Raw genomic sequence first — 25,342 nt, forward strand, 5'->3', positions numbered from 1 at the left:
GTCCGAAAAACTTGGTGAGGGGCGCCGTCGGACGCCCGTAGACTCGTGCCAGTGATTATCGCGCAGGACGTCGAGCTGAGGATCGGAGCCCGTCAGCTACTCGCCGGGACCAGCTTCCGCATCGACTCCGGCGACCGTATCGGCCTCGTGGGTCGCAACGGCGCCGGCAAGACGACCCTGACCAAGACGCTCGCGGGTGAAGGCCAGCCCACCGGGGGGACGATCACCCGCACGGGCACGGTCGGCTACCTCCCGCAGGACCCGCGCACCGGCGACCTCGACCAGATGGCCATGGACCGGGTCCTCTCGGCGCGGGATCTGCACGAGCTGCTGCGGCGGGTGCGCAAGGCCGAGCACGACATGGCCAGCGAGAACGAGAGCATCCGCGAGAAGGCGATGGCCCGCTACACCCGGCTCGATGCAGAGTTCGAGGCCCAGGGCGGCTGGGCCGCGGAGAGCGAGGCCGCCCGGATCACCTCCAACCTCGGCCTCCCGTCGACGGTGCTCGCGCAGCCGCTGCGGACCCTCTCCGGTGGCCAGCGCCGCCGCGTCGAACTCGCCCGCATCCTGTTCTCCGACTCCGAGACGCTGCTGCTGGACGAGCCCACCAACCACCTCGACGCCGACTCGATCGTGTGGTTGCGCGAGTATCTCGCGACCTACTCCGGCGGCTTCGTGGTCATCAGCCACGACACGGGATTGCTCCAGGCCACCGTGAACAAGGTCTTCCACCTGGATGCCACCCGGTCCGTGATCGACATCTACAACCTGCGCTGGCACGCCTATCTCGAGCAGCGCGAGACCGACGAGCGCCGGCGTAAGCGTGAACGGGCCAACGCCGAGAAGAAGGCCTCGGCACTGCTGGCCCAGGCCGACAAGATGCGCGCCAAGGCCACGAAGGCCGTCGCCGCGCAGAACATGGCCAAGCGCGCCGAACGGATGCTCTCGGGTCTGGAGGACACCCGCTCGGCCGACAAGGTCGCCAAGCTCCGGTTCCCGGACCCGGCCCCCTGCGGCAAGACGCCGCTGCGTGCCCAGGGCCTGTCGAAGTCCTACGGCTCGCTGGAGGTGTTCACCGACGTCGATCTGGCGATCGACCGAGGGTCGAAGGTGGTGGTGCTCGGGCTCAACGGCGCCGGCAAGACGACGCTGCTGCGGTTGCTGGCGGGTACCGAACCCGCCGACACGGGCGAGGTGCAACCCGGCCACGGGCTGAAGGTCGGCTACTACGCCCAGGAGCACGAGACCCTCGACACCGAGCGGACCGTGGTGGAGAACCTGCGCACGGCGGCTCCGGACCTGACCGACACCCAGGTGCGCAGCGTGCTCGGGTCGTTCCTGTTCTCCGGGGACGACGCCGACAAACCGGCCAAGGTCCTCTCCGGTGGTGAGAAGACCCGCCTCGCGCTCGCCGTGCTGGTGGTCTCGCAGGCGAACGTGCTGCTCCTGGACGAGCCGACGAACAACCTCGACCCGGCCAGCCGCGAGGAGATCCTCGCGGCCCTGCGCAGCTTCACCGGGGCGGTCGTGCTCGTCACGCACGACGAGGGCGCGGTCTCGGCGCTCGACCCCGAGCGGGTGCTCCTCCTGCCCGACGGTGACGAGGACCTGTGGGGCGAGTCCTACCTCGAGCTGGTCTCCCTGGCCTGACCGGCGCGGGCCGCGGCTAGCTGGGCGTCGATCAGGGCGTCCTCCTCCTCGGCCTCGGTGCGCCGCCGCGGACGCGCCGCCGGATCCGGCGTCGAGCCCGGCCCGCCGAGCACCGTCGCCTCCCGGCGGGCCAGCACGACGGCGCCGACCAGGGCGCCGACGGCGAAGACCCACCACTGGAAGGCGTAGGAGAGGTGATTGCCCAGGTCGGCGCTCGGGCGGCGCAGGGCAGCGGGCGGGCTCGCGGTGGTCGGGGACTCCTGCGCCACCACGCCATAGGTCCCGGTGACGACCTGTCCGGCCACATCGGCTCCGGGGGCGGCGGCGTCGAGCACCTGACTCGGATTGATCGCGTGGACCTGCCGCCCGCCGAGGTCGCGTCCGCTCGGTGGCTCCGCGGCCCGCAGCCGGACCGTCAGGGTGACCTGCCCGTCGGGCAGCTGCTGCTGCGCGGTGTGGTCACCGAACGCGTCGGAGCGGTACCAGCCGCGGTCGACCAGCAGCCACCACGGTTCCTCCTCGCCCTCGACCTCGACGGCGAGCATCGCGAGCACGTGATCGGCCGGTGAGCCACCGATCGGACGCTGGGGGAGGACGACGGCGGGCGTCAGGTACTCCCCGGTGACCCTCACCTGACGCCAGGTGAGGTCGTCCGACCAGGGGGCCTGCGCCGTCGGGAGCAGCTCGGTCAGGGCGACCGGTGCGCTGTCGTAGTTCGCCTCGACCAGCGCGGCGGCCTCGGCCTTGCCCTGGTAGCGCGTGTACTGCCAGTAGCCGAGCAGGGCGCAGGTGAGGCTGACCACGAGTGCGACCACCGCGATCGTGACCCACCGGCGCGAGCGCAGGAACGAGTAGCGCGCAGCCACCTCAGCCATCGGGATCGAGGTCGGCTACGGGAACGGTCTCGCACAGGAACGAGCGAGCCCCGAGGAAGTGCTCCAGGTGCTGACGGTGGGCCTCGCACGCCAGCCACGTCTTGCGACGTTCGGGGGTGTGCAGGCGCGGGTTGTTCCAGCGCAGGGCCCAGTCCGCCGTGCTGCGGCACGCCTTCGCGCTGCAGATCAGTTCCGTCATCGCCGCTCCTCGTGCTCGTGAGCGTCCAGCTGGTGGTCCGGCGCGAGCGGGACCGTCTCGATGTAGGCGTCCGGGCGACGGCGCCGCTCACCCCCGGCGTTGGCCAGCACCACCGCGATGACCGGCAGCAGGCCGGCACCGGCGATGCAGGTCCAGCGTAACCACCCCTCGGTGAACAGTGCCGCGACGAAGCACGCCGTCCGGATGCCCATGGTGATCAGGTACCGCACGATCCGATCGCGGGACTGCTCACTCTTCGGGCGCCCGGCGCTGGTGATCGCATGAACCTCGGACACCCGTCCAGGGTACGCCTCGCCTGCGCAGGGCGCGGCCGGGCGGTGGCCGAGGCGCTAGCGTGGGCGGGGCACAGCAGCGCGAGACGAGAGGATTCAGCGTGGGCCAGGAGCAGAACGAGGGCCGCACCGTAGTGGTCACCGGAGCCAACCGCGGTATCGGGCGAGCGATCGCCGAACGATTCGTCGCCGACGGCTTCCGCGTGGCGGGTATCGCCCGCTCCGGTGACGTGCCCGACGGGGTCTTCCACGCCCACGCCGACATGACCGACACCGAGTCCGTCGACGCGGCCTTCACCGCCATCGAGGAGCATCAGGGCCCGACGGAGGTGCTGGTGGCCAACGCGGGCATCACCAAGGACACGCTGCTGATGCGGATGACCGACGAGGAGTTCACCGAGGTGGTGGACGTCAACCTCACCGGGGTCTTCCGCTGCGTGCGCCGCGCGACGAAGGGCATGATCCGCAAGCGCACCGGCCGGATCATCATGATCTCCTCCGTGGTGGGCCTCTACGGCTCCCCGGGGCAGGTGAACTACGCGGCCACCAAGTCGGGACTGGTCGGGATGGCCCGGTCCATCACCCGCGAGCTCGGCGGACGCGGCATCACCGCCAACGTGGTCGCCCCCGGATTCGTCGACACCGCGATGACGGCCGAGCTGCCGCAGGCCACGCAGGAGAAGTACCTGGCCACCATCCCGGCCGGACGCTTCGGCGCGACCGAGGAGATCGCCGACGCGGTCGCCTTCCTCGCGGGTGCCGGATACGTCAGCGGTGCCGTCATCCCCGTCGACGGTGGCCTCGGGATGGGGCACTGAGACGCGGCTGTCCACCCGCGGCGCCCGGCCGCTAGGCTCGGGGCCGCACACGTCACGAGGAGAGGGACACGATGGGACTGCTGGACGGGAAGACGCTGCTGGTCACGGGCGTGCTCATGGAGAGCTCGATCGCGTTCTCCGTGGCGCGGCTCGCGCAGGAACAGGGCGCGACCGTGGTGCTCTCCTCGTTCGGCCGTCAGCTCAAGCTGACGCAGGCGATCGCCCGCCGGCTGCCCCAGCCCGCCCCGGTGGTCGAGCTCGACGTCACCGATGACGGTGACCTGGCAGCCCTGGCCGAGCGGGTGGGCGAGCACGTCGACCATCTCGACGGTGTGGTCCACTCGATCGGCTTCGCCCCGCAGTCGGTGATGGGCGGGAACTTCCTGGCGGGTGAGTGGGCGGACGTATCCACCGCCGTGGAGATCTCGGCGTTTTCCCTGAAGTCGCTCGCCGTCGCCGCCCGGCCGTTGCTGACCCGCGGATCCTCGGTGGTCGGGCTGACCTTCGACGCCCAGTACGCCTGGCCGGTCTACGACTGGATGGGTGTGGCCAAGGCCGCGTTCGAGGCCACCGCCCGCTACCTTGCCCGGGATCTGGGCCCGGAGGGCATCCGGGTCAACCTCGTCTCCGCCGGCCCGCTGCGCACGACGGCGGCCAAGTCGATCCCGGGATTCGAGGCGATGGAGGGCGGCTGGCCCGACCGCGCCCCGCTCGGCTGGGACGTCAATGACGCCGAGCCGACCGCGCGCACCATCGTGGCCATGCTCTCGGACTGGTTCCCGGCCACGACTGCGGAGATCGTGCACGTCGACGGTGGCGTGCACGCGATGGGGATGTAGCCGACCTCACCGCGGGGCCCGCTCGACCGGTTGGCGCAGCACGGTACGCAGCCGCTCGGCCGGCACCCGGCGGGGGTCGCCGAGGTAGATCTCGTGGTGACGTCCCCGCAGCTGCAGTCCCTGAGCAGGGATGAACTCGGTGTGCATCCGCGCCAGCACCGGCCCCTCGGCGTCATAGGGGCCGATGTGCAGGGTCTGTACGCTGAGCCCCTCCTCGAGCGCGGCCAGACGGACCTCCGCCAGTGCCGGGGCACCGCCTTTGCGCCGCACCGTCTCCCGGGCGGCCTCGACGTGCTCGTTCCCGAGCCAGTCCGGTACGAGGATCATCACCGTCCACCGCCAGCGCGACTTGTCGCGGTGGGTGGTGAAGTCGGACATGTCCTCGGCCCACCAGAGCGCCTCGAGCGGCATGACCACGTAGTCGCGGCCGAGTTCGTCCTTGCTGAGGAACTTCAGGGCGTAGGCGAGCGGGTACAGCGACCCGACGGCGCCGGCGTAGTCGGGGGAGGTGTTCGGGTCCCCCTGTCCGTCGATCGCCAGGTACTGCAGCGGAGGAACCTCCAGCAGGGAGAATCGGCCGTGGTGGGCGGTGTAGGAGGGGATCGTCGTCTTCAGGTCGATCTTCACGCGTCACAGTCTGGCCCGACCGGCCCGGAATCCGGGTCGAACGGCACGCGCGCGTAGGCTGCCGACATGAGCTCGGAGACCAAACACCTGGTGCTGCTGCGCCACGCCCAGGCGGACCACGGCGCCCTGCGCGATGTCGACCGGGCCCTGAGCCTGGACGGCCGGACGCACGCGCGGATCGTCGGGCAGCAGCTGGCCGAGGCAGGTCTGCTGCCCGACCTGGTGCTGTGCTCGGCGGCGGTCCGCACCCGTCAGACCTGGCAGCTGGCCGAGTCCGGGATGGCCGAGCTCGGCGAGGGCGTGGAGGTGCGCTATCTGGACGAGCTCTACCAGGCCGACGTCGGTGACGTGCTCGAGGCCGTGCGCGCGGTCCCCGAGACCACCGGGACCGTCCTGGTGGTCGGGCACGAGCCGGTGACCTCCGCCGTCGCGCACCTGCTGGCCGGCCCCGGGTCTCAGGAGTCGGCCGTGCACCGGGTCCGTACCGGGGTCTCCACCTCGATGGCCGTGGTGCTCGACCACACCGCGCCCTGGGCGGCGCTGGAGCGCCGGGGTTGTGTCCTGACGTCGCTGATCAGCGGCCGCAGGGACGGCTAGCGGCCGGCGGTCGGCGCCGCTACAGCCACTGCAGGACCTGGTCCAACCCGCCGTCGGTGATGGCCCGGTCTGCCTGGGCGGCGACGATCGGCTTGGCATGGAAGGCGATGCCGAGGCCTGCGGCGGCCAGCATGTCGAGGTCGTTGGCGCCGTCGCCGATCGCGACGGTATCGGCCAGGTCGATGCCATCCTCGGCGGCGAAGGTCCGCAGCCACGTCGCCTTCGCCGCACGGTCGACGATCGGTCCCGCCACGCGACCGGTCAGGAGCCCTGCGCTCACCCCGAGCCGGTTGGCACGCACCCGCGTGATGCCCACCCCGGCCGCGATCGGGTCGACGATCTCGTGGAAACCGCCCGAGACCAGGACGAGCGGCCAGCCCCGCGCCTGGGCGCTCTCGACCAGTTCGGCCGCCCCCGGGCTCAACGAGATCTCGGCGCGTACCTCCTCGAGCACCGACACCGGCAGCCCGGCCAGGGTGGAGACCCGCTCGATCAGGGACCCGGCGAAGTCCAGCTCACCGGCCATCGCCTGCTCGGTGATCTCGGCCACTCGCTGGCCTGTCCCCGCCCGCGCGGCCAGGAGGTCGATCTGCTCGGCGGTGATGAACGTGGAGTCCACGTCCATCACGATCAGCCGACGGCGCGCCGGCGTGCTGTGCTCTCCCATGCGCTCGATCCTGCCAGGGCCGGCTCAGTCAGCGGTGACGCGCCCGTTCTTCGGGACGACGGTGATTCCGCCGTCGGTCACGGCGAAGCCGCGCGCGCGATCCTTCTCGTGGTCGGTGCCCACACTCGCCCCCGCCTCGACCACGACGTTCTTGTCGAGGATCGCGCGACGCACCGTGGCATGCCGGTTGACGCTGACCCCGTCCATGAGGACGGCGTCGGTGACCTGGGACCACGAGTTCACCCGGACGCCGGGGGAGAGCACCGAGCCGGAGACCTCGCCTCCGGAGACGACCACACCGGGGGAGATGATCGAGTCCGTCGCGTGACCGACCCGGTCCTTGACGGCGTGGACGAACTTGGCCGGCGGGAGCCCGGTGTAGCCGGTGTGCAGCGGCCATGCGCTGTTGTAGAGGTTGAAGACCGGCTCGACCGCGATGAGGTCGCGGTTGGCGTCGTAGTAGGCGTCGAGGGTGCCCACGTCCCGCCAGTAGTCACGGTCGCGGTCCTTCGACCCGGGGACGTCGTTGTCGATGAAGTCGTACAGGCCGCACTGCCCCTGGGAGACGAAGTAGGGCACGATGTCGCCGCCCATGTCGTGCTTGGAGTCGGCGCGTGCGGCGTCCTTGGTGACGGCGTCGACCAGGGCGTCGGCGTTCATCACGTAGTTGCCCATCGAGGCGAGCACCTCGCCGGGGGAGTCGGCCAGGCCGGGGGGATCGGTCGGCTTCTCCAGGAAGGCCGCGATCTTCTGCGGGTCGTCGGGATCGGCGTCGATCACGCCGAACTGGTCGGCCAGGGACTTCGGCTGCCTGATCCCCGCCACGGTCATCTCGGCCCCCGAGGCGATGTGGGAGTCGACCATCTGGGAGAAGTCCATGCGGTAGACGTGGTCGGCGCCGACCACCACGACGATGTCCGGCTTCTCGTCGTCGATGAGGTTGAGCGACTGGTAGATCGCGTCAGCACTGCCCAGGAACCAGTTCTTTCCCACTCGTTGCTGGGCCGGCACGGGGGCCACGTAGTTGCCGAGCAGCGCCGACATCCGCCACGTGGTGGCGATGTGACGGTCCAGCGAGTGCGACTTGTACTGCGTGAGGACGACGATCTTGAGATAGCCGGAATTCACCACGTTCGACAGCGCGAAGTCGATGAGGCGGTAGATGCCGCCGAACGGGACCGCGGGCTTGGCCCTGTCCTGGGTCAGCGGCATGAGCCGCTTCCCTTCGCCGCCGGCCAGAACGATCGCGAGAACTCGTGGTGCTGCCATGCTCTGAACCCTAGAGTGATCGGGCGGGTTCCACCATCGAAAGCAGGGAGCGAACGTTGCGAGTCGACATCCTCAGTCGTGAATACCCACCTCACGTCTACGGCGGCGCCGGGGTTCACGTCGACGAGCTCTCCCGGGTGCTCCGCCGGCACGTGGACGTGCGCGTGCGGTGCTTCGACGGCCCGCGCGAGGCTCCCGGGGTCACCGGCTACCGGGTGCCGACGGAGCTCGAGGGTGCCAATGCCGCCCTTGCCACCCTCGGGGTGGACCTGCAGATGGCGAACGACCTCGCCGGAGCCGATCTGGTGCACTCCCACACCTGGTACGCCAACATGGCCGGCCACCTGGGCGGGCTGCTGCACGGGATCCCGCACGTGATCTCGGCCCACAGCCTCGAGCCGTTGCGCCCGTGGAAGGCCGAACAGCTCGGCGGCGGGTACGCCCTCTCCAGCTGGGCCGAGCGCACCGCCTACGAGGGTGCCGACCGGGTCATCGCCGTCAGCGCCGGCATGCGCGCCGACATCCTGCGCAGCTACCCCCAGCTCGACCCCGGCAAGGTCGTGGTCGTCCACAACGGCATCGACCTGCAGGCCTGGCAGCGCCCCACGGCCGACGAGAGCGCCCGGGTCGCCCGGATGCACGGGCTCGACCCCGAGCGCCCGGCCGTCATCTTCGTCGGGCGCATCACCCGCCAGAAGGGGCTGCCGCACCTGCTGGACGCGGTGGCGCAGCTGCCACCGGAGGTCCAGCTGGTGCTCTGTGCCGGCGCCCCGGACACCCCCGAGCTGGCCGAGGAGGTCGCGACCGCAGTGGCCGAGCTCCAGCGCACGCGGACCGGGGTCATCTGGATCGACCAGATGCTGCCCCGCGCCGAGATCGTGGGCCTGCTGGCGGCCTCGACGGTGTTCGTGTGCCCCTCGGTCTACGAGCCGCTCGGGATCGTCAACCTCGAGGCGATGGCAGTCGGAGTCCCGGTGGTCGGCTCGGCCACCGGAGGGATCCCCGAGGTGGTCGCCGACGGCGAGACGGGCCTCCTGGTCCCGCTGGAGCAGCGCGAGGACGGGACCGGCACCCCGCTGCAGCCGGAGCAGTTCGCCGCCGACCTGGCTCGTGCGCTGACGGACGTCACCAGCGACCCGGGCCGTGCTCGCCAGATGGGACGGGCGGGCAGGCGCCGGGCGGAGGAGCTGTTCTCCTGGGACGCCATCGGCGAGCGCACGCTGGAGGTCTATCGCGAGGTGCTCGGCGGCTGAGGCCGAGCTCAGCGCTGCTCGGGCACGCTGAGCGTGGCCGAGACCATCGCACGGCGCGCGGCAGCGGCGACGTGCCGCATGGCCGCGCCGCGCTGGTCCACCTGCCACACGTTCACCGCGGCTCCGTCGTCCTCCGCGGCGAGCTGCACGATCGCGTCCAGCCGGGCGGCGCGCACCAGCAGGTCCAGCCGGCGCCGCTCCACCCGCCCGGGAAGCCGCTGTGCCAGCTCCTCGGGAACCGTGCCCGAGGCGAGGTCGGCGATCTGCTCGGCCGCCTCCGGCCGCCACCGCGCCACGTCCATCCGGGTGAGCGCGTCGATCGCGAGCTCGAGCGCCTCGGTGAGCCGGCGGCGTGCGTCGGAGGGGGAGTCGGGCACCGGGACGGTGCCGCTGTCGCGGCGGACGTGCCAGGTCACCATCGCCCCCGGTTCCCAGGCCGATCCGAACTCGACCACGTGCGGCAGGGCCGCCACGGTCGCCTCCCCGGGGCCGCCGACGGCGAGGATCGCCTCTCCCACCTCGCTCGCCTCGTGCGAGAGGGCCGCGGGCACCCCGATCTCACCCGGGACGGGCAGGGCCGCGTGCACGAGCGCCCGGGTGGCGGCGAGCTCTGCCAGCAGCCGGGCGAGGTCGTGCCCGGCCCCGCTCGTCTCGGCACTGCTCGTCTCGACGCCGTTCCCGTGCTCGAGGACGATGTGCGGCTCGTCCTCGCCCTGAATCGCGCGCACTGCGGTGGTCAGGGTCGGGGCCCGGTCGGCAGGGGGAATGGTGCGCATCTCGTCCACCCAGAGGGTGGCGAGCACGCTCCGGGGAAGAGTGATCGGCACGGCAGGCAGGCTAGGTCAGGAGCGGTGCAGGTGCCACCCGGGGGACCGATAGGCTCGCCTGCATGGGTGATGTGCTCCAGCTCGACGATGTGACGGTCCGACGAGGAGACAAGGCGATCCTCGACTCGGTGACATGGTCGGTCGAGGAGGGCGAACGCTGGGTGGTGCTCGGGCCTAACGGGGCCGGCAAGACCACCATCGTCCAGCTCGCCGCCGCGCGGATGCACCCGACCGGCGGTCGGGTCCTCGTCCTGGGTGAGGAACTCGGCCGGGTCGACGTCTTCGAGCTGCGGCCGCGGATCGGGCTCGCGAGTGCCTCGCTCGCCGACCGGATCCCCGGGTCCGAGGTCGTCCTGGACGTGGTGCTGACCGCCTCCTACGGCATGACCGGGCGCTGGCGCGAGACCTACGAACAGCTCGACGTGGGCCGTGCACGCGACCTGCTCGCCGCCTTCGGCATGGCGGGTTTCGAGTCCAGGCGCTTCGGGACGCTCTCGGAGGGGGAGCGCAAGCGGGTGCAGATCGCCCGCGCCCTGATGACCGACCCCGAACTGCTCATCCTGGACGAGCCCGGCGCCGGCCTCGATCTCGGTGGCCGCGAGGAGCTGGTGGCCGCCCTCGGTGAGCTGGCCGCCGACGTCACCTCACCGGTGCTGGTGCTGGTGACCCATCACGTCGAGGAGATCCCGCCCGGCTTCACCGACGGACTGCTGCTGCGCGAGGGCGCCGTGGTGGCGGCCGGGGAGCTGGAGACGGTGATGACGCCCCAGCACCTGTCCCAGGCCTTCGGGCTCGACCTCGTGGTTGAACGCCACGGTTCGCGCTATGCGGCCCGCGCCCTGGCCGGGGAGCCGGGCGTCCACGGCGCGAGGGCCGCGCAGTAGCGACCATCCCCGCGGTTCGTGGACGAACCCGGATAGGATGAGCGGCAAGAGACGGAAGGAGACCCATGGACCTGGGCTGGCTGTGGTGGCTCGGAGCAGCGCTGGTGCTCGGCGTGGTCGAGATGCTCACCGTCGATCTGCTCTTCCTGATGCTCGCCGGGGGCGCCGTCGCTGCGGCCGTCGCCGGCCTGCTCGGTGCGCCGTTCCTGGTGCAGCTGCTGGTGGCGGCCGTGGTCGCCGTCCTGCTGCTGTTCGGGGTACGCCCGTGGGCGCTCGCCCGGCTCAAGGCGACCACACCCGAGGCCAAGACGGGCATCGATGCCCAGATCGGCCGGCTGGCGACCGTGGTGGCCGACGTGACCGACCGGGCCGGCCGGGTCAAGCTCTCCGGTGAGGTGTGGACGGCCCGCAACGAGCAACGGGGCACGGTCCTGCCCGCCGGCACCGACGTCGTCGTGGTCCGCATCGAGGGCGCCACGGCCTACGTGAGCGCACCGGAGGTGCCCACGGATCCGAGCCAGCCCTACGGGCCGCCGGCTCCGGGCTACTGAGCAACTGATCAGCACTGGTGTGCCTGCGACCGCAGGGGCACCGCCAACCACCACATCGAGGGGTCATCGTGGGAGACGCAGGAGCCGTCGTCGGCTTCATCATCATCATCCTCGTGGCGCTGTTCGTGATCGTCGCCATCGCGCGGGCGATCCGGATCGTGCCCCAGGCCGGAGCACTGATCATCGAGCGACTGGGGCGCTACCAGTCCACGATGTACGCCGGCCTGCACTTCCTCATCCCGTTCGTGGACCGGATCCGGGCCGGTGTCGACCTGCGTGAGCGGGTGGTGCCGTTCCGGCCGCAGCCGGTGATCACCTCCGACAACCTCGTGGTGAGTATCGACACGGTCGTCTACTACCAGGTGACCGACCCGAAGGCCGCCACCTACGAGATCGCCGACTACATCATGGCGATCGAGCAGCTGACCGTGACCACGTTGCGCAACATCATCGGTTCGATGGACCTGGAGCAGACCCTGACCAGCCGTGACCAGATCAACGGTCAGCTGCGCGGGGTGCTCGACGAGGCCACCGGCCGATGGGGGATCCGCGTCAACCGGGTCGAGCTCAAGGCGATCGACCCGCCGCCCAGCGTGCAGGGTGCGATGGAGCAGCAGATGCGCGCCGAGCGCGACCGCCGCGCCGCGATCCTGACGGCCGAGGGTGTCAAGCAGTCGGCGATCCTCACCGCTGAGGGTGAGAAGCAGTCGGCGATCCTCAAGGCCGAGGGTCAGGCGCAGGCGGCGATCCTCAAGGCCCAGGGTGAGTCGCGCGCGATCCTCCAGGTCTTCGACGCCATCCACCGCGGCGACGCCGACCCCAAGCTGCTGGCCTACCAGTACCTGCAGATGCTGCCCGAGATCGCCAACGGCTCCTCGTCCAAGCTGTGGGTCGTGCCGGCCGAGTTCACCGCGGCGCTCGGCTCCATCACCTCGGCCTTCGGGGGTGGCTCCGGTTCCGGTGGCTCCCACCCGAGCGGTGGGGGAGACGACGGTCCCGGCGGTGGTGGCCCCTCCCGGCGTGAGCGCCGCGAGGAGGACTTCGATCACATCGAGGGCCTGGACGTGGAGCTGCCGGAGACCTCCCTGCAGGACCCGGCCGAGGCGCTGCGCGAGGCGCGCGGGCAGGCCGACGAGGCCACGGCCGAGGCCTCGCAGGCGGGCGAGTCCAGCGGGCGCCCGTTCGACCCGACCAGCGCGGCCGGTCAGAAGCCCCCGGCCGACGGCGATGTGCAGCCGCCCGAGGATCCCCAGCCCTGGCACCAGCGCCCCCAGCAGTAGACGGCGCCGGCGTGGGGGCTGCGGCCCCTACGCCGGCGGTGAAATCACGTCGGCGAGGTTCATGACGCGGGGTAAGGTCCCGATGTGCTCGGCCTTCTGCGTGCGTCGCTGACCCCCTACCGCTGGTCGCTGCTGATCGTCTGCGTGCTGCAGCTGGTACAGACGCTGGCCGCGCTGTACCTGCCCAGTCTGAACGCCCGGATCATCGACGAGGGCGTCGTGGCGGGCAACACCGACCTGATCTGGCGGACCGGCGCCGTCATGCTCGCGGTCAGCGCCGTGCAGGTGCTCACCAGTGTGGTGGCGGTCTATGTCGGTGCCCGGACGGCGATGTCCCTGGGCCGGGATCTGCGCGAGGACCTGTTCACGCGGGTGATGCGCTTCTCCGCCCAGGAGATGTCGACCCTGGGCACCCCCTCGCTGATCACCCGGTCGACGAACGATGTGCAGCAGGTGCAGATGTTCGTCTTCATGGCGCTGACGGCGATCATCATGGCCCCGATCATGCTGGTCGGTGGCGTCGCGATGGCGGTGCGTGAGGATGCCGGGCTCTCGTTGCTGCTGGTGGCGGTGGTCCCGGCCCTCGGCGGGACGATGGGAATCGTGGCCACGCGGATGGTGCCGTACTTCCGCACCATGCAGAAGCGCATCGACACCGTCAACGGGATCCTGCGTGAGCAGATCACCGGCATGCGGGTGGTGCGGGCCTTCGTCAAGGAGGCCGAGGAGGCCACCCGGTTCGGGGTGGCCAACGCCGACCTGCGCGAGGTGGCGGTGCGCGTGGGCCGACTGATGGCGTTCGCGCTGCCGATGGTGATGCTCATCGTCAACCTCGCCTCCGTGGCGGTGATCTGGTTCGGAGGACGGCGTGTCGATGCCGGGGTGACCGAGATCGGGTCGCTGGTGGCGTTCCTGTCCTACCTGATGTTCGTCCTGTTCGCGGTGATGATGGCGACGATGATGTTCATGTTCGCCCCCCGCGCGGCGGTCTCCTCCGAGCGGATCCTGGAGGTGCTGGACTCCGAGCCGACCGTGCACCCGCCGGCGGATCCGCAGCGGCCGGAGGTGGTCAGCGGGATGGTGGAGATGACCGGGGTGACCTTCCGCTACCCCGGGGCGGAGAAGGACGTACTCCACCAGATCGACCTGCAGGCGCAGCCGGGCACGACGACCGCGATCATCGGATCCACCGGTGCCGGCAAGACCACGGTGCTGGCCCTCGTGCCCCGGCTCTTCGACGCCACCTCCGGATCGGTGCGCATCGACGGGGTGGACGTGCGCGATCTCGATCCCGCGCTCCTCTCCCAGATCATCGGGCTGGTGCCCCAGCGGCCCTACCTGTTCAGCGGCACCGTCGCCTCGAACCTGCGCTACGGCCGCGCCGACGCCACCGAGGAGGAGCTCTGGGAGGCCCTGCGGGTGGCGCAGGCCGAGAACTTCGTGCGGTCGATGGACGGCGGACTGGAGGCGAGGATCGCCCAGGGCGGCACCAATGTCTCCGGTGGCCAGCGCCAGCGGCTCGCGATCGCCCGGGCACTGATACGCCGGCCCGCCATCTACCTGTTCGACGACTCCTTCTCCGCCCTGGACTACGCCACCGATGCCGCCCTGCGGGCCGCCCTGCGGCCGAGGACGCGACGCTCGAGCGTGATCGTGGTGGCGCAGCGGGTGGCGACGATCCGTGACGCCGACCAGATCCTGGTGCTCGAGCACGGACGGCTGGTGGGCCGGGGCACCCACGCCGAGCTGCTGGCCACCAACGAGACCTACCAGGAGATCGTCTCCTCGCAGCTGAGCGCCGAGGAGGCGGCATGAGCCACCAGGAGCCGCCCGCACGCGACGTCACCGCCGGGGAGCGCGCCGACGACTCCGAGCTCAAGGCGCAGGTCAAGGTCGACGAGCGCCCACGCCCCGGCCCCGGCCCGGGCGGAGGCCTTGGCGTCCCTGCGGAGAAGCCACGGGACCTGCTGGGTGCGGCGCGACGCATGGTGGTGGCGCTACGCGCCGACCGCGCGTGGGTGCTGGTCGCCGTCGTGCTCGGGACGATCGGGACGCTGCTGACCGTGGTGGGGCCGAAGATGCTCGGCAACGCCACCAACGTCATCTTCGACGGTCTGGTCGGTCGCGGCCTCGATCCGTCGCTGACGCGCGCGGAGACGATCGAGGCGTTGCGTGCGGCCGGCGAGGACACCCAGGCCGACATGCTGGCGGGGATGCCGGGCGTGGTCCCCGGTCAGGGGGTCGACTTCGAGCGGCTCGCCGGTGTGCTCGCCGTGGTCCTGGCCGTCTACGCCGGGGCGTTCCTGTTCACCTGGCTGCAGGGCCGGCTGATCACGACCGTGGTCCAGCAAGTGGTCTACCGCCTGCGGGAGCAGGTCGAGACCAAGCTTGCCCGGCTGCCGCTGCGCTACTTCGACCGGCAGGCCCGCGGCGAGGTGCTCTCCCGCGTGACCAATGACATCGACAACGTCGCGCAGTCGCTGCAGCAGACCCTCTCGCAGCTGATCACCTCGGTGCTCACCGTGCTGGGAGTGCTGGCGATGATGGTGTGGATCTCCTGGCAGCTGGCCCTGGTGGCCCTGGTGACCATCCCGTTGTCCGCCGTCGTGGTGGGTCAGATCGCGAAGCGGTCGCAGCCGGAGTTCGTGGAGCAGTGGAAGCGCACCGGCACGGTCAACGCGCACGTGGAGGAGATGTACACCGGCCACGACCTCGTGCACGTCTTCGGGCACCAGCAGGCGGCCGAGGCGACGTTCCGGGAGGAGAACGACCGGCTGTTCCGCGCCTCGTTCCGGGCGCAGTTCATCACCGGCACCATCCAGCCGGTGATGGGCTGGATCGCGAACGTGGGCTATGTCGCGATCGCCGTGCTGGGTGGGCTGCGGGTCGCCTCGGGGACGATGTCGCTGGGGGACGTGCAGGCGTTCGTGCAGTACTCGCGGCAGTTCTCGCAGCCGATCACCCAGATCGCCTCCCTGATGAACCTCATGCAGTCCGGGGCGGCCTCCGCCGAACGCGTCTTCGATCTGCTCGACGAGGAGGAGGAGAGCGCGGACCCGCAGCAGCCCGCCACGCTCGAGGCGGTCTCCGGACGAGTGGCCTTCGAGGCGGTCGACTTCTCCTACCGCAGCGACACCCCGTTGATCGAGGGGCTCTCGCTCGTCGCCGAGCCGGGGCAGACGATCGCGATCGTAGGCCCCACCGGTGCCGGGAAGACGACGCTGGTGAACCTGCTCATGCGTTTCTACGAGGTGCAGGCAGGCCGGATCACCATCGATGGCGTCGACACCCGCGACCTGACGCGGGCCCAGCTGCGCTCCTGCATCGGGATGGTGCTGCAGGACACGTGGCTGTTCAACGGCTCGATCGAGGACAACATCCGCTATGGTGCGCACCGGCCGGTGACCGACGCCGAGCTGCTCGCCGCCGCCGAGGCGACCGGCGTCGACCCGTTCGTGCGCACCCTGCCGGAGGGGTACCGGACCGCGCTCGACGAGGAGGGCACCACCGGGATCGCCGTCAGCGCGGGGGAGAAGCAGCTGCTGACCATCGCGCGCGCCTTCCTGGCCGACCCGGCGATCCTCATCCTGGACGAGGCCACCAGCTCGGTGGACACCCGCACCGAGGTGCTGGTGCAGCGGGCGATGAACGCCTTGCGACGGGGGCGGACGAGCTTCGTCATCGCCCACCGGCTCTCGACCATCCGCGACGCCGACGTCATCCTCGTGATGGAGGAGGGCTCGATCGTGGAGCAGGGCAGCCACGACGCGCTGATGGCGGCCGACGGCGCCTACTCCCGGCTCTACCGGTCGCAGTTCGCGGCGGCCGCGACCGAGGTGGACTGAGCCCCGAGGTCACCGAGGAGCTCCCTCGCCCGAGTGAGACGGCTGTGCAACATCAGCCCTGAGGTTGACCCGTTCGCGGCCCCGCATCTGCCACGATGCCTGTGTGCGCATCGCTGTGGTCGCAGAATCCTTCCTGCCGCAGGCGAACGGGGTGACCGTGACGCTGCTGAGGCTGCTGGAGTACTTGTCGGGTCGAGGGGACGAGGTGCTCGTGCTCGCGCCCGCCGCCGGGCGGGGGCAGAAGGAGGTCACCTGCTACGCTGGGGCCTCGGTGCGCCGGTTCCGTGCGGTGCCGCTGCCCGGGTACGGCGAGCTGCGGCTGTCCACCCCGCGGGTGCGCACGCTGGAGGACCACCTGCGCACCTTCGGGGCCGACGTCGTCCACCTCGCCGCTCCCTTCCTGCTGGGCTGGCAGGCCATCGGCGCCGCGCACAGCCTCGGGCTGCCGTCGGTGGCCGTGTACCAGACCGAGGTCCCCTCCTACGCGAAGCGGTACCGCGTGCGCCAGATCGAGCCGCTGCTGTGGCGCCGCATCGAGGACATCCACAAGGGGGCCACGCTCTCGCTGGCGCCCTCCAGCTACGCCTGCGGTCAGCTCATCGACCGCGGGGTCCATCGCGTGGCCGTGTGGCCGCACGGGGTCGACCGGGAGCGGTTCTCGCCCGTGCACCGCGACGACGCACTGCGGGCCGAGCTCGGTGGGGAGGTGCTCGTCGGGTACGTCGGGCGGCTGGCCCGCGAGAAGCAGGTCGAGGACCTGGCCGCGGTGCAGCACCTGCCCGGTGTGCGCCTGGTCATCGTCGGTGACGGTCCGCGTGAGGCCTGGCTGCGCCGGGTGCTGCCGCGGGCGACGTTCACGGGCCGGCTGGACGGGCCGGATCTTCCCCGGGTGATGGCCAGCTTGGACGTCTTCGTCCACACCGGCGAGATGGACACCTTCGCCCAGACCATCCAGGAGGCGCAGGCCTGCGGCGTGCCGACGATCGCCCCGGCCCGGGGCGGACCGATCGACCTCATCCAGCACGGCAGCAACGGCTTCCTCTACGCTCCCGGCGACCTGTCCGCCATGGCCGAGCAGGTCCGATGGCTGGCCGACCACCCCGTCAGCCGCGCCGAGATGGGCATGGCCGCCCGGGAGTCCACCGACGGGCGCAGCTGGGACGCGGTGAACGAGCAGGTCACGATCCACTACCGCAACGCGATCCGGTTCGCCGAGAGCGACCGGGAGGCCGGCCACCGGCCCGCACGGCGCTGGCTGCTGACCCGCTGAGCACCGCACCTGGTCGGTAGGCTCGGCCGGTGCCCGTCCTCACCCTCACCGCCGCCGACCTCGACTCCGATCGGCTCGCGGACTACACCCGGCTGACCGATGTGGCGCTGCGCCGCCGGCTGGAGCCCGAGCGCGGCCTGTTCATGGCCGAGTCCTCCACGGTGATCCGGCGTGCGGTCGCGGCGGGGTACCGGCCGCGGTCCTTCCTCATGGCGCCGCGCTGGCTGGCCGACCTGGAGGACCTGCTGGCCGAGGTGGGCGCCGGCGAGCACGGCGACATCCCCGTCTACCTCGCCGAGGAGTCGGTGCTGGAGACCCTGACGGGGTTCCACCTACACCGTGGGGCGCTCGCGGCGATGCAGCGGCCGGAGCTGGCACCCGTGGCCCAGGTGGTGGCCGGCGCCCGGCGGGTGGCCGTCCTGGAGGACATCGTCGATCACACCAACGTGGGGGCGGCCTTCCGCAGCGCCGCGGCGCTGGGGGTCGACGCGGTACTGGTGACCCCCCGGTGCGCCGATCCGCTCTACCGGCGCAGCGTGCGGGTCTCGATGGGGACCGTCTTCCAGGTGCCGTGGACGCGGATCGACCCCTGGCCCCGGGGCGCGGGCGAGCTGCGCGACCTCGGGTTCACGGTGGCGGCGCTCGCGCTGAGCGCGGAAGCACTCTCCCTGGATCAGCTCGCTGCCGACGCGCCCGAGCGGCTCGCCCTCGTCCTCGGCACCGAGGGGGACGGACTCAGCCGGGCGACGGTCGCGGCGGCCGACGCCGTGGTGCAGATCCCGATGGCCGGCGGCGTGGACTCGCTCAACGTGGCCGCCGCCGCGGCCGTCGCGTTCTGGGCCACCCGCACGCGGTCATGAGGGAAGACCCAGCTCCCAGGCGTCGACGGCGCCGCTCGCCTGGACCTGCCACCGCTCCCCGGGAGCGGGGTAGGCACGCACGGTGCTCGCCCGGCCGTCGACGAAGGCCTCCAGCACCGAACCGTCGACGAGCACCCGGATCGCGCGGGCGCCGGTGGCCGACCAGATCTCCCGCTCACCGCTCGGCCCCGTGAGGCAGACGCGCACGTCGGTGCCTCCGGACACCACCTCCCACGCGGGCAGGTCCAGCTCGAGCGGGTCGGAGACCGTGAGGGGCCGTCGCCGCAGGGCGGTCAGTTCGGGCACGGGTCCGCAGTGCAGCACTCCCTGGTGCAGCACGAGCTCACGCGGGAACGTGAGCGCGCCGGCCCAGCCGGCCTCCTCGATCTCGTCGGTGGGACGGGTCTCCCACGTCCAGCCCCACAGCAGCGCGCGGTCCTCGTACTCGACGCCTTGCGGGGCGTAGAAGTCCGGGCCGTCGTCGAGGAACTGACCGGTGCGCGGGACGAACTGCGGGCGCCCGTCGGCGGGGTCGATGTCACCGAACAGGACCACCACGCCGTCGAGCTGGGAGGTGCCGGGCTCGTCGTGCCAACGCGAGAGGATCAGCGCCCAGGCGCGCTCACCGTCGGTGCCCGGCAGGCGCAGCAGCTGGGGACACTCCCAGATCTGGGCGCGGGTCAGCTCGCGCAGGTCGCTGGGTACCCGGTCCCCGGTGAGCAGCTCGCCGAGGAGCTCCCAGTGGTCCAGATCCTCGGCGTCGTAGACCAGCACCACCGGGGTGCCGTCCGGGTATCCGCCACCGACGAGGCCGTAGCGGTGCTCGGCGATCGTGATCACGAACGGGTCCCGCATCTGCCGGAGTCCGGGCGGCACGGGGGCGACGAAGTCCTCGGCCTGGGTCCATCCGTCACCGTGGGGACGGGCGAGGGCGATACCGGCTTCCTCGGCGCTGCCCGGGACGGCGGTGTAGACCAGTACGGGCTGCCCGTCCTCCACGGTGGCCACGCCGCTCCAGACGCCGCCGGCGTCGATCGTGCCGGGCCGTGGCCGCAGCGCGACGGGTTCGTCGTGCCAGGTGACCAGGTCGGTGGAGGTGGCGTGGCCCCATCCGATGTTCCCGTGCACCGGCGCCTTCGGGTTGTACTGGTAGAACACGTGCCACGTCCCGTCGACGGCGACGATGCCGTTGGGGTCGTTGACCCATCCGCGGGGCGGGCGCACGTGCAGGTGCGGGAACGGGTCGAGGTGCGGCGCGCTCATCGGTGCTCCTCAGTTGGTCGGCGCTCGGATCCGGGGCCTTCCGAGCATGTCAGGCATCGGGGTCCGCTGCTGGTTGGACGGGCTGTCGGCGCGATAGGGCAGGCTGTGGTCATGACCGATCGCCAGTCGCTGATGCTGCTCGACACCGCCTCGCTGTACTTCCGGGCGTACTTCGGGGTACCGGACTCCCTCACGGCGCCGGACGGGACCCCGGTCAACGCGGTGCGGGGCATGCTCGACTTCCTGACCCGCCTGATCGACCAGTACCGGCCCACCCACGTGGCGTGCTGCTGGGACAACGACTGGCGCCCGCAGTGGCGGGTGGATCTGGTGCCCACCTACAAGGCGCACCGGGTGGTCGAGGAGGTGCCCGGGGACAGTGACGTCGAGGAGGTGCCCGATTCGCTCGCCGTGCAGGTCCCGGTCATCGCCGAGACGCTCGCCGCGCTCGGCATCGCGGTGGTCGGCGCCGACGGCTACGAGGCCGACGACGTGATCGGCACCCTCGCCACCGACGCCGGGATGCCGGTGGACGTGGTTACCGGGGACCGGGACCTGTTTCAGCTGGTCCGTGACGGGAGCCCGCAGGGTCCTGATCACCCGGTGCGGGTGCTCTACACCGCGCGGGGGGTCGGTCGCCACGAGGTGCTCACCGAGGCCGCCGTGCAGGAGCGATACGGGGTCGCGGCCTCGCGGTACGCCGACTTCGCCACCCTGCGCGGCGACCCCTCCGACGGGTTGCCCGGCGTGAAGGGCGTGGGGGAGAAGACCGCCGCCTCCCTGCTGGCCACCTACGGCGACATCGCCGGGGTCCGGGCCGCCGCTGCCGACCCCGCCACGCCGCTGGCCGCCGGCATGCGCGCGAAGATCAACGCCGCCGCCGACTACCTCGACGTCGCCCCCCAGGTGGTGGCCGTGGCGCGGGAGATCGACTCGGTCGATCCCGCCGCGCTCGACCTGCGCCGCCCCGGCAGCGCCTCGGACCGCCCCGCGCCGGCGGATCCGGAGGCGCTGCGGGACCTGCAGCAACGGTGGGGCCTGGACTCCTCGGTCGAACGCCTGCTGGCGGTCCTGCAGGACCTCACACCACGGTGACGTCGATCCCGGCTGCCTCCAGGGCCGACAGCACGGCCGGGTCGGCGCCCGCGTCGGTGATCACCGCATCGACGCGGGCCGCCGGCACGATGCGGGCGAAGGCCCGCCGGCCGAGCTTGGAGGAGTCGGCCACCACCACCACCCGGGCCGAGCGGGAGGCGAGCGCGGCGGCGATGGCGGCCTCGCCGTCGTCGTGCGCGCAGGCGCCGGCCTCGGCATCGAGACCGTTCACGCCCAGGAACAGGTTGTCGACCTCGACCTGGCCCAGCAGCAGGTCGGCGAGTGGGCCGGTGAGCTCGTAGCTCTGGGCCCGCACCACCCCGCCGGTCACGACCACCCGCAGATGGGACCGCACGGCCAGCTCACCGGCGATGTTGATCGCGTTGGTCACGACCGTGACCGGGGCGCCCTGCCGGAGCTCGGGATGGACCGCCAGTTCGCGGGCGACCTCGGTGGTGGTGGTGCCTCCGTTGATCGCCACCACCTGACCGGGGCGCACGAGCTGGGCGGCGGCCACCGCGATCCGCGCCTTCTGCCCGCTGTGGCGGGCTGCCTTGTAGCGCAGCGGGAGGTCACCCGAGGACGGCTGCATCCGCGCCCCGCCCCGGGTACGGACCACGAGCTGCTGGGCTGCGAGGGAATCAAGGTAGCGTCGAGCCGTCGCGGGCGAGACACTCAGTTCGGTGACGACGTCCTCGACCTGGACGTGCTCGCGCGCGACCACGAGGTCCAGCAGGGACGCCAGGCGATCGTCGCGATTCACTCGCTCCTCCAAGGGTGATGTTTTCTGATTGGTTGCAGGGTACTATGATCACAAAAGCGCAACCACTGAAGGGGTACTCCGTGTCAGACGCAGCACCGCGGTCCCAGACCGCCGTCGAGGTGGCTTCCCAGCCGGATGTCTGGGAGTGGGCTATCGAGCACACCCGTGAGGCTGAGGGACTGCCCAGCCGGGGCGAGCGGGTGGCCGTGGTCGGATGCGGGACCTCCTGGTTCATGGCACAGTCCTACGCCGCGCTGCGTGAGGCCGCAGGCCACGGCGTCACGGATGCCTTCACCGCCTCCGAGATGCCTGCAGCGCGCACCTACGACCGGCTGGTGGCGATCTCCCGGTCCGGAACCACCACCGAGATCGTGCAGCTGCTGGCCGCCACCACGGTCCCCAGCGTGCTGCTCACCGCCGTCGGCTCCGGCCCTGCCGCGGCGCACGCCGGCCACGAGATCGTGCTCGACCGGGCCGATGAGTCCTCGGTGGTGCAGACGCGGTTCGCGAGCACCGCCCTGCTGGTGCTGCGCGCCAGCCTCGGCGAGGACCTCGCGCCGGTGGTCGCCGACGCGCGCGCGGCCCTGACCGCCCCGCTCGAGCAGACCTGGGTGGAGGCCGATCAGATCAGCTTCCTCGGCACGGGCTGGACGATCGGCCTGGCGCACGAGGCGGCGCTGAAGCTGCGCGAGTCCTCCCAGTCCTGGACCGAGTCCTACCCGGCGATGGAATACCGGCACGGCCCGATCTCGATCGCCCAGCCCGGCCGGGTGGTGTGGGTCTTCGGCCCCTCCCCGGACGGCCTGGCCGGCGATGTGCGTGCCACCGGTGCCGAGCTGGTCACCAGTGAGCTGGACCCGCTGGCCCATCTGGTGCTGCTGCACCGGCTGGCCGTCGCCCGGTCCGAGGCACGCGGTCTCGATCCCGACACCCCGCGGCACCTCTCGCGCGCCGTCATCCTCGACTGAACCGGTGGGGGAGGGAGTGAACCCGGCGAGGGCGCTGGGCATCGACATCGGTGGAACGACCATCAAGATCGGCAGGGTGGGCGCGGACGGCACCCTGACCGAGACCCGGACCGTACCCACACCGCGCGACCCGCACGCACTCGCCGACGTCGTCGCCGCCGAGGTCGATCGCACCCCGGAGCCGGTGATCGGCGTGGTCAACCCGGGAATCATCGACGAGCGCACCGGGGTGGTGACCTTCGCCGCCAACCTGGGCTGGCGGGACCTGCCGCTGCAGGCCATCCTCGAACGCCGGCTCGGTCGCCGGGTGCTGCTCGGCCACGACGTGCGCGCCGGTGCGCTGGCGGAGTCGCTGTGGGGCGCCGGAGCAGCCGGCGACATGCTGTTCATGCCCCTGGGCACCGGGATCGCCTCGGCCCTGGTGATCGACGGCGTCGTCCGTGGCACCGGCTGGTCCGGAGAGGTCGGGCAGGTCCTGGTGCCCGATCCCGGCCGGCCCGGGGCGCGAATCCAGTTCGAGCAGATCGCCTCGGCCTCGGCGCTCGCCGCCCGCTACGCGGCGATCACCGGCTCCGCGGACGTCAGCGCCGGTGCACGTGGCGTGCTGGAGCGCCTGAGCGCCGGTGACACCGCGGCGGCGGACGTGGTGCGCACCGCGATCGAGGTGCTCGCCGACCTGCTCGCCGACGCCGCCGGGCTGCTCGGCCCCACGCCGGTGGTCCTGGGAGGCGGCCTGGCCGAGGCCGGGGACGCCGTCCTGGAGCCGTTGCGGGCTGCGCTGGCCCAGCGTCTGCCTGCCGAGCTGCGCCCGCCACTGCGCGCTGCGGTGCTCGGCTCCTGGGCCGGGTGCCTCGGCGCCGGCGCACTCGCCCTGGAACTGCGACAGGAGCGCCGATGATCCGGACCGTGACGCCCAACCCGGCGCTGGACCTGACCTACCGGCTCGAGCGCCTGCGCATCGGCGAGGTCCACCGTGCCCAGGACGTGACCGAGACCCCGGGAGGGAAGGGCATCAACGTGGCCCGGGTGCTCGCCTCGCTCGGTCACGAGGTGCACTGCTGCGGCTTCCTCGGCGGGAGCACCGGTGAGCACCTCGAGCACCTGCTCAGCCGCACGCCCGTGCACCAGGACTGGACCCTGGTGGCGGGGGAGACGCGCCGCACCGTGACCGTCGTGGACGAGGCCGGAGCGACGCTGATCAACGAGCCCGGGCCGCCGGTGAGCCGGCGGGACTGGGAACGACTCACGCGCACGGTGCAGGCACGCACCGGGGCGGGGGACGTCGTCGTGATCTCCGGCTCCGCCCCGCCCGGGACGGGCGCCGACGACCTACCGGCGCTGGTACGGGCCCTGGTCGAGGCGGACGCGCGGGTGATCGCCGACACCTCCGGGCCGGCGCTGCTCGACGTCGCCGCCGCCGGGCCGGCCGTGCTCAAGCCGAACCATCTCGAGCTGCAGGCCGCGACCGGGATCGACGATCCCGTGGCCGGGGCCCAGGACCTGCTCGCCCGCGGCGCCGGGGCCGTGCTGGTCTCCCGCGGCGCCGACGGCGTGCTGCTGGTGACACCCGAGGGCGCCTGGCAGGCCCGCACCGAGCCGATCAAGGGCGGCAACCCCACCGGCGCCGGTGATGCGGCGGTGGCGGCGCTCGCCGCGGCCCTCGCCTCGGGCGCCGAGGGGGCGGGGCTCGCCGATCACCTTCCCGACGTGGTCGCGCTCTCGGCGGCCGCGGTCCTCATGCCCACGGCGGGTGCGGTCGATGCCGACTTCTATGCGCGGATGCGCCCCTCGATCCGGACGGAGCCCTTCCATGCCGCTAGCTGATCTGACCGCCGTGGCTGCGCCCCTGCGCGCCGCACAGACCGGACTCGGTGCGTTCAACGTGGTCCACCTCGAGCACGGCGCCGCCTTCATGGCCGCCGCCGAGCGCGCCGGCCGGCCGGTGGTGCTGCAGGTGAGCCAGAACGCGGTGGCATTCCACGGCGCGCTCGCCCCGATCGCGACGGCGACCCTCGCCCTGGCCAGGGCCGCGTCCGTGGAGGTGGTGGTCCACCTGGACCACGCCGACGACGTCGCGCTCGTGCGCGAGGCGCTCGACCTGGGCTTCACCTCCGTCATGTACGACGGGTCGAAGCTGCCCACCGAGCAGAATCTCGCCACCACCGCCGAGGTGGTCGCGATGGCACACGCGCGGGGCGTGTCCGTCGAGGCCGAGCTCGGGGAGGTGGGTGGCAAGAACGGCGTGCACGACCCCTCCGCACGCACCGATCCGGCCGACGCAGCCCGGTTCGTGGCCGAGACCGGAGTGGACCTGCTGGCGGTGGCGGTCGGCTCCTCGCACGCGATGACCACCCGCGGTGCCGTGCTGGACACCGAGCTCATCGCCCGGATCGCCGACGCCGTGGACGTGCCGCTGGTGCTGCACGGCTCCTCCGGGGTGAGCGATGAGGGGATGCGGGCGGCGATCGAGGCGGGGATGACCAAGATCAACGTCTCCACCCACCTGAACAAGATCTTCACCGGCTCCGTGCGCGAGGCCCTCGCGGCGGACCCGGACCTGGTGGACTCCCGGAAGTGGTTCGCACCCGGCTTGGAGGCCATCTCGGCCGAGGTGGAGCGGCTGCTGCGCTGGTACGCGGGCTCTTAGAC

The 25,342-nt window shown here is 71.8% G+C and carries 26 protein-coding genes; 17 read left to right on the forward strand and 9 right to left on the reverse strand.

Translation table 11 applies throughout. From position 1 onward, the window contains the following. Positions 1–51: 51 nt before the first annotated feature. Positions 52–1,650, forward strand: coding sequence for an ABC-F family ATP-binding cassette domain-containing protein (locus tag LQF12_RS06985; RefSeq protein ID WP_231055244.1), 1,599 nt, complete (start codon positions 52–54; stop codon positions 1,648–1,650). Here LQF12_RS06985 and LQF12_RS06990 read toward each other — a convergent pair. Genes LQF12_RS06990 through LQF12_RS07000 form a run of 3 tightly spaced genes read right to left on the reverse strand, consistent with a single transcriptional unit; the run spans position 1,623 to position 3,020 of the window. After that, positions 1,623–2,525 carry an SURF1 family protein gene (locus LQF12_RS06990; protein WP_231055245.1) on the reverse strand — a complete coding sequence of 301 codons (903 nt, stop codon included), beginning with the start codon at positions 2,523–2,525 and terminating at the stop codon, positions 1,623–1,625. The two genes, LQF12_RS06985 and LQF12_RS06990, sit on opposite strands and share 28 nt — an antisense overlap. Then, positions 2,518–2,724 carry a hypothetical protein gene (locus LQF12_RS06995; RefSeq protein ID WP_231055246.1) on the reverse strand — a complete coding sequence of 69 codons (207 nt, stop codon included), beginning with the start codon at positions 2,722–2,724 and terminating at the stop codon, positions 2,518–2,520. Before LQF12_RS06995 ends, LQF12_RS06990 begins: the two co-directional genes overlap by 8 nt. Beyond that, a complete protein-coding gene (locus LQF12_RS07000) occupies positions 2,721–3,020 on the reverse strand; it encodes a DUF3099 domain-containing protein (RefSeq protein WP_231055247.1) in 300 nt (99 codons plus the stop codon). Before LQF12_RS07000 ends, LQF12_RS06995 begins: the two co-directional genes overlap by 4 nt. A 98-nt stretch (positions 3,021–3,118) precedes the next feature. Between LQF12_RS07000 and fabG the strand changes: the two genes are divergently transcribed. Together fabG and fabI are read left to right on the forward strand one after the other, a co-directional pair. Next, entirely contained in the window at positions 3,119–3,835 is a 717-nt protein-coding gene (gene fabG / locus LQF12_RS07005; RefSeq protein ID WP_231055248.1) for a 3-oxoacyl-ACP reductase FabG, read from the forward strand. Positions 3,836–3,906: 71 nt separating this feature from the next. Beyond that, the gene (gene fabI / locus LQF12_RS07010; RefSeq protein ID WP_231055249.1) at positions 3,907–4,674 is read left to right on the forward strand and encodes an enoyl-ACP reductase FabI; all 768 of its coding nucleotides are present in this window, start codon (positions 3,907–3,909) and stop codon (positions 4,672–4,674) included. A 6-nt stretch (positions 4,675–4,680) separates the two neighbouring features. Here the strand turns inward: fabI and LQF12_RS07015 are convergent, their stop codons facing one another. Then, positions 4,681–5,301, reverse strand: coding sequence for a GyrI-like domain-containing protein (locus tag LQF12_RS07015; RefSeq protein ID WP_231055250.1), 621 nt, complete (start codon positions 5,299–5,301; stop codon positions 4,681–4,683). A 66-nt stretch (positions 5,302–5,367) separates the two neighbouring features. Here LQF12_RS07015 and LQF12_RS07020 point away from each other — a divergent pair, with 66 nt between their 5' ends. Continuing rightward, complete coding sequence (locus LQF12_RS07020; RefSeq protein ID WP_231055251.1) at positions 5,368–5,898, forward strand: SixA phosphatase family protein; 531 nt, start codon at positions 5,368–5,370, stop codon at positions 5,896–5,898. Positions 5,899–5,917: 19 nt separating this feature from the next. On the opposite strand, the gene serB is transcribed toward LQF12_RS07020, so the two are convergent. Beyond that, positions 5,918–6,565: a phosphoserine phosphatase SerB gene (serB, locus tag LQF12_RS07025; RefSeq protein WP_231055252.1), complete on the reverse strand. Its 648-nt coding sequence runs from the start codon at positions 6,563–6,565 to the stop codon at positions 5,918–5,920. Between the two features lie 24 nt (positions 6,566–6,589). After that, the gene (glgC, locus tag LQF12_RS07030; RefSeq protein ID WP_231055253.1) at positions 6,590–7,834 is read right to left on the reverse strand and encodes a glucose-1-phosphate adenylyltransferase; all 1,245 of its coding nucleotides are present in this window, start codon (positions 7,832–7,834) and stop codon (positions 6,590–6,592) included. Between the two features lie 56 nt (positions 7,835–7,890). On the opposite strand from glgC, the gene glgA reads away from it, so the two are divergent. Next, entirely contained in the window at positions 7,891–9,087 is a 1,197-nt protein-coding gene (glgA, locus tag LQF12_RS07035; protein ID WP_231055254.1) for a glycogen synthase, read from the forward strand. Between the two features lie 8 nt (positions 9,088–9,095). Here the strand turns inward: glgA and LQF12_RS07040 are convergent, their stop codons facing one another. Beyond that, positions 9,096–9,914, reverse strand: coding sequence for an Rv1486c family protein (locus tag LQF12_RS07040; protein ID WP_231055255.1), 819 nt, complete (start codon positions 9,912–9,914; stop codon positions 9,096–9,098). Between the two features lie 62 nt (positions 9,915–9,976). On the opposite strand from LQF12_RS07040, the gene LQF12_RS07045 reads away from it, so the two are divergent. The 7 genes from LQF12_RS07045 (at position 9,977) to LQF12_RS07075 (ending at position 18,604) form a co-directional block, all read left to right on the forward strand. Beyond that, positions 9,977–10,798 carry an ABC transporter ATP-binding protein gene (locus LQF12_RS07045; protein WP_231055256.1) on the forward strand — a complete coding sequence of 274 codons (822 nt, stop codon included), beginning with the start codon at positions 9,977–9,979 and terminating at the stop codon, positions 10,796–10,798. A gap of 65 nt (positions 10,799–10,863) precedes the next feature. After that, entirely contained in the window at positions 10,864–11,349 is a 486-nt protein-coding gene (locus tag LQF12_RS07050) for an NfeD family protein (RefSeq protein WP_231055257.1), read from the forward strand. A gap of 68 nt (positions 11,350–11,417) precedes the next feature. Beyond that, on the forward strand, positions 11,418–12,629 hold the full coding sequence (locus tag LQF12_RS07055) for an SPFH domain-containing protein (RefSeq protein ID WP_231055258.1): 1,212 nt from the start codon (positions 11,418–11,420) through the stop codon (positions 12,627–12,629). A gap of 84 nt (positions 12,630–12,713) precedes the next feature. Continuing rightward, complete coding sequence (locus LQF12_RS07060) at positions 12,714–14,444, forward strand: ABC transporter ATP-binding protein (protein WP_231055259.1); 1,731 nt, start codon at positions 12,714–12,716, stop codon at positions 14,442–14,444. After that, positions 14,441–16,474, forward strand: coding sequence for an ABC transporter ATP-binding protein (locus LQF12_RS07065; protein ID WP_231055260.1), 2,034 nt, complete (start codon positions 14,441–14,443; stop codon positions 16,472–16,474). Before LQF12_RS07060 ends, LQF12_RS07065 begins: the two co-directional genes overlap by 4 nt. Positions 16,475–16,577: 103 nt before the next feature. Beyond that, positions 16,578–17,744, forward strand: coding sequence for a glycosyltransferase family 4 protein (locus tag LQF12_RS07070; protein ID WP_231055261.1), 1,167 nt, complete (start codon positions 16,578–16,580; stop codon positions 17,742–17,744). 29 nt (positions 17,745–17,773) lie between these two features. Continuing rightward, complete coding sequence (locus LQF12_RS07075) at positions 17,774–18,604, forward strand: TrmH family RNA methyltransferase (RefSeq protein ID WP_231055262.1); 831 nt, start codon at positions 17,774–17,776, stop codon at positions 18,602–18,604. Here LQF12_RS07075 and LQF12_RS07080 read toward each other — a convergent pair. Beyond that, a complete protein-coding gene (locus LQF12_RS07080) occupies positions 18,599–19,867 on the reverse strand; it encodes a glycoside hydrolase family 32 protein (protein WP_231055263.1) in 1,269 nt (422 codons plus the stop codon). The two genes, LQF12_RS07075 and LQF12_RS07080, sit on opposite strands and share 6 nt — an antisense overlap. 111 nt (positions 19,868–19,978) lie before the next feature. Between LQF12_RS07080 and LQF12_RS07085 the strand changes: the two genes are divergently transcribed. Next, positions 19,979–20,962 (forward strand): 5'-3' exonuclease, encoded by a 984-nt coding sequence (locus LQF12_RS07085; protein WP_231055264.1) that lies wholly within the window; start codon positions 19,979–19,981, stop codon positions 20,960–20,962. Here the strand turns inward: LQF12_RS07085 and LQF12_RS07090 are convergent. Further along, entirely contained in the window at positions 20,949–21,725 is a 777-nt protein-coding gene (locus tag LQF12_RS07090; protein ID WP_231055265.1) for a DeoR/GlpR family DNA-binding transcription regulator, read from the reverse strand. The two genes, LQF12_RS07085 and LQF12_RS07090, sit on opposite strands and share 14 nt — an antisense overlap. An 80-nt stretch (positions 21,726–21,805) precedes the next feature. Between LQF12_RS07090 and LQF12_RS07095 the strand changes: the two genes are divergently transcribed. Genes LQF12_RS07095 through LQF12_RS07110 form a run of 4 tightly spaced genes read left to right on the forward strand, consistent with a single transcriptional unit; the run spans position 21,806 to position 25,340 of the window. Beyond that, positions 21,806–22,693 (forward strand): SIS domain-containing protein, encoded by an 888-nt coding sequence (locus LQF12_RS07095; protein ID WP_231055266.1) that lies wholly within the window; start codon positions 21,806–21,808, stop codon positions 22,691–22,693. Positions 22,694–22,697: 4 nt separating this feature from the next. Next, entirely contained in the window at positions 22,698–23,591 is an 894-nt protein-coding gene (locus LQF12_RS07100; RefSeq protein ID WP_231055267.1) for an ROK family protein, read from the forward strand. After that, positions 23,588–24,517 carry a 1-phosphofructokinase family hexose kinase gene (locus LQF12_RS07105; RefSeq protein WP_231055268.1) on the forward strand — a complete coding sequence of 310 codons (930 nt, stop codon included), beginning with the start codon at positions 23,588–23,590 and terminating at the stop codon, positions 24,515–24,517. Before LQF12_RS07100 ends, LQF12_RS07105 begins: the two co-directional genes overlap by 4 nt. Next, positions 24,504–25,340 (forward strand): class II fructose-bisphosphate aldolase, encoded by an 837-nt coding sequence (locus LQF12_RS07110; protein WP_231055269.1) that lies wholly within the window; start codon positions 24,504–24,506, stop codon positions 25,338–25,340. The genes LQF12_RS07105 and LQF12_RS07110 overlap by 14 nt, the downstream gene beginning before the upstream one ends. Positions 25,341–25,342: the final 2 nt, after the last annotated feature.

The sequence above is a fragment of the Ruania suaedae genome, from assembly GCF_021049265.1.
In the GTDB taxonomy this organism is placed as follows: domain Bacteria; phylum Actinomycetota; class Actinomycetes; order Actinomycetales; family Beutenbergiaceae; genus Ruania; species Ruania suaedae.

Excerpts from the sequence above, each read along its gene's own strand:
- LQF12_RS06990 (WP_231055245.1), bottom strand. The coding sequence starts at position 2,525 with ATGGCTGAGGTGGCTGCGCGCTACTCGTTCCTGCGCTCGCGCCGGTGG.
- LQF12_RS06995 (WP_231055246.1), bottom strand. The coding sequence starts at position 2,724 with ATGACGGAACTGATCTGCAGCGCGAAGGCGTGCCGCAGCACGGCGGAC.
- fabI (WP_231055249.1), top strand. The coding sequence starts at position 3,907 with ATGGGACTGCTGGACGGGAAGACGCTGCTGGTCACGGGCGTGCTCATG.
- LQF12_RS07020 (WP_231055251.1), top strand. The coding sequence starts at position 5,368 with ATGAGCTCGGAGACCAAACACCTGGTGCTGCTGCGCCACGCCCAGGCG.
- serB (WP_231055252.1), bottom strand. The coding sequence starts at position 6,565 with ATGGGAGAGCACAGCACGCCGGCGCGCCGTCGGCTGATCGTGATGGAC.
- glgC (WP_231055253.1), bottom strand. The coding sequence starts at position 7,834 with ATGGCAGCACCACGAGTTCTCGCGATCGTTCTGGCCGGCGGCGAAGGG.
- LQF12_RS07045 (WP_231055256.1), top strand. The coding sequence starts at position 9,977 with ATGGGTGATGTGCTCCAGCTCGACGATGTGACGGTCCGACGAGGAGAC.
- LQF12_RS07050 (WP_231055257.1), top strand. The coding sequence starts at position 10,864 with ATGGACCTGGGCTGGCTGTGGTGGCTCGGAGCAGCGCTGGTGCTCGGC.
- LQF12_RS07065 (WP_231055260.1), top strand. The coding sequence starts at position 14,441 with ATGAGCCACCAGGAGCCGCCCGCACGCGACGTCACCGCCGGGGAGCGC.
- LQF12_RS07080 (WP_231055263.1), bottom strand. The coding sequence starts at position 19,867 with ATGAGCGCGCCGCACCTCGACCCGTTCCCGCACCTGCACGTGCGCCCG.
- LQF12_RS07085 (WP_231055264.1), top strand. The coding sequence starts at position 19,979 with ATGACCGATCGCCAGTCGCTGATGCTGCTCGACACCGCCTCGCTGTAC.
- LQF12_RS07105 (WP_231055268.1), top strand. The coding sequence starts at position 23,588 with ATGATCCGGACCGTGACGCCCAACCCGGCGCTGGACCTGACCTACCGG.
- LQF12_RS07110 (WP_231055269.1), top strand. The coding sequence starts at position 24,504 with ATGCCGCTAGCTGATCTGACCGCCGTGGCTGCGCCCCTGCGCGCCGCA.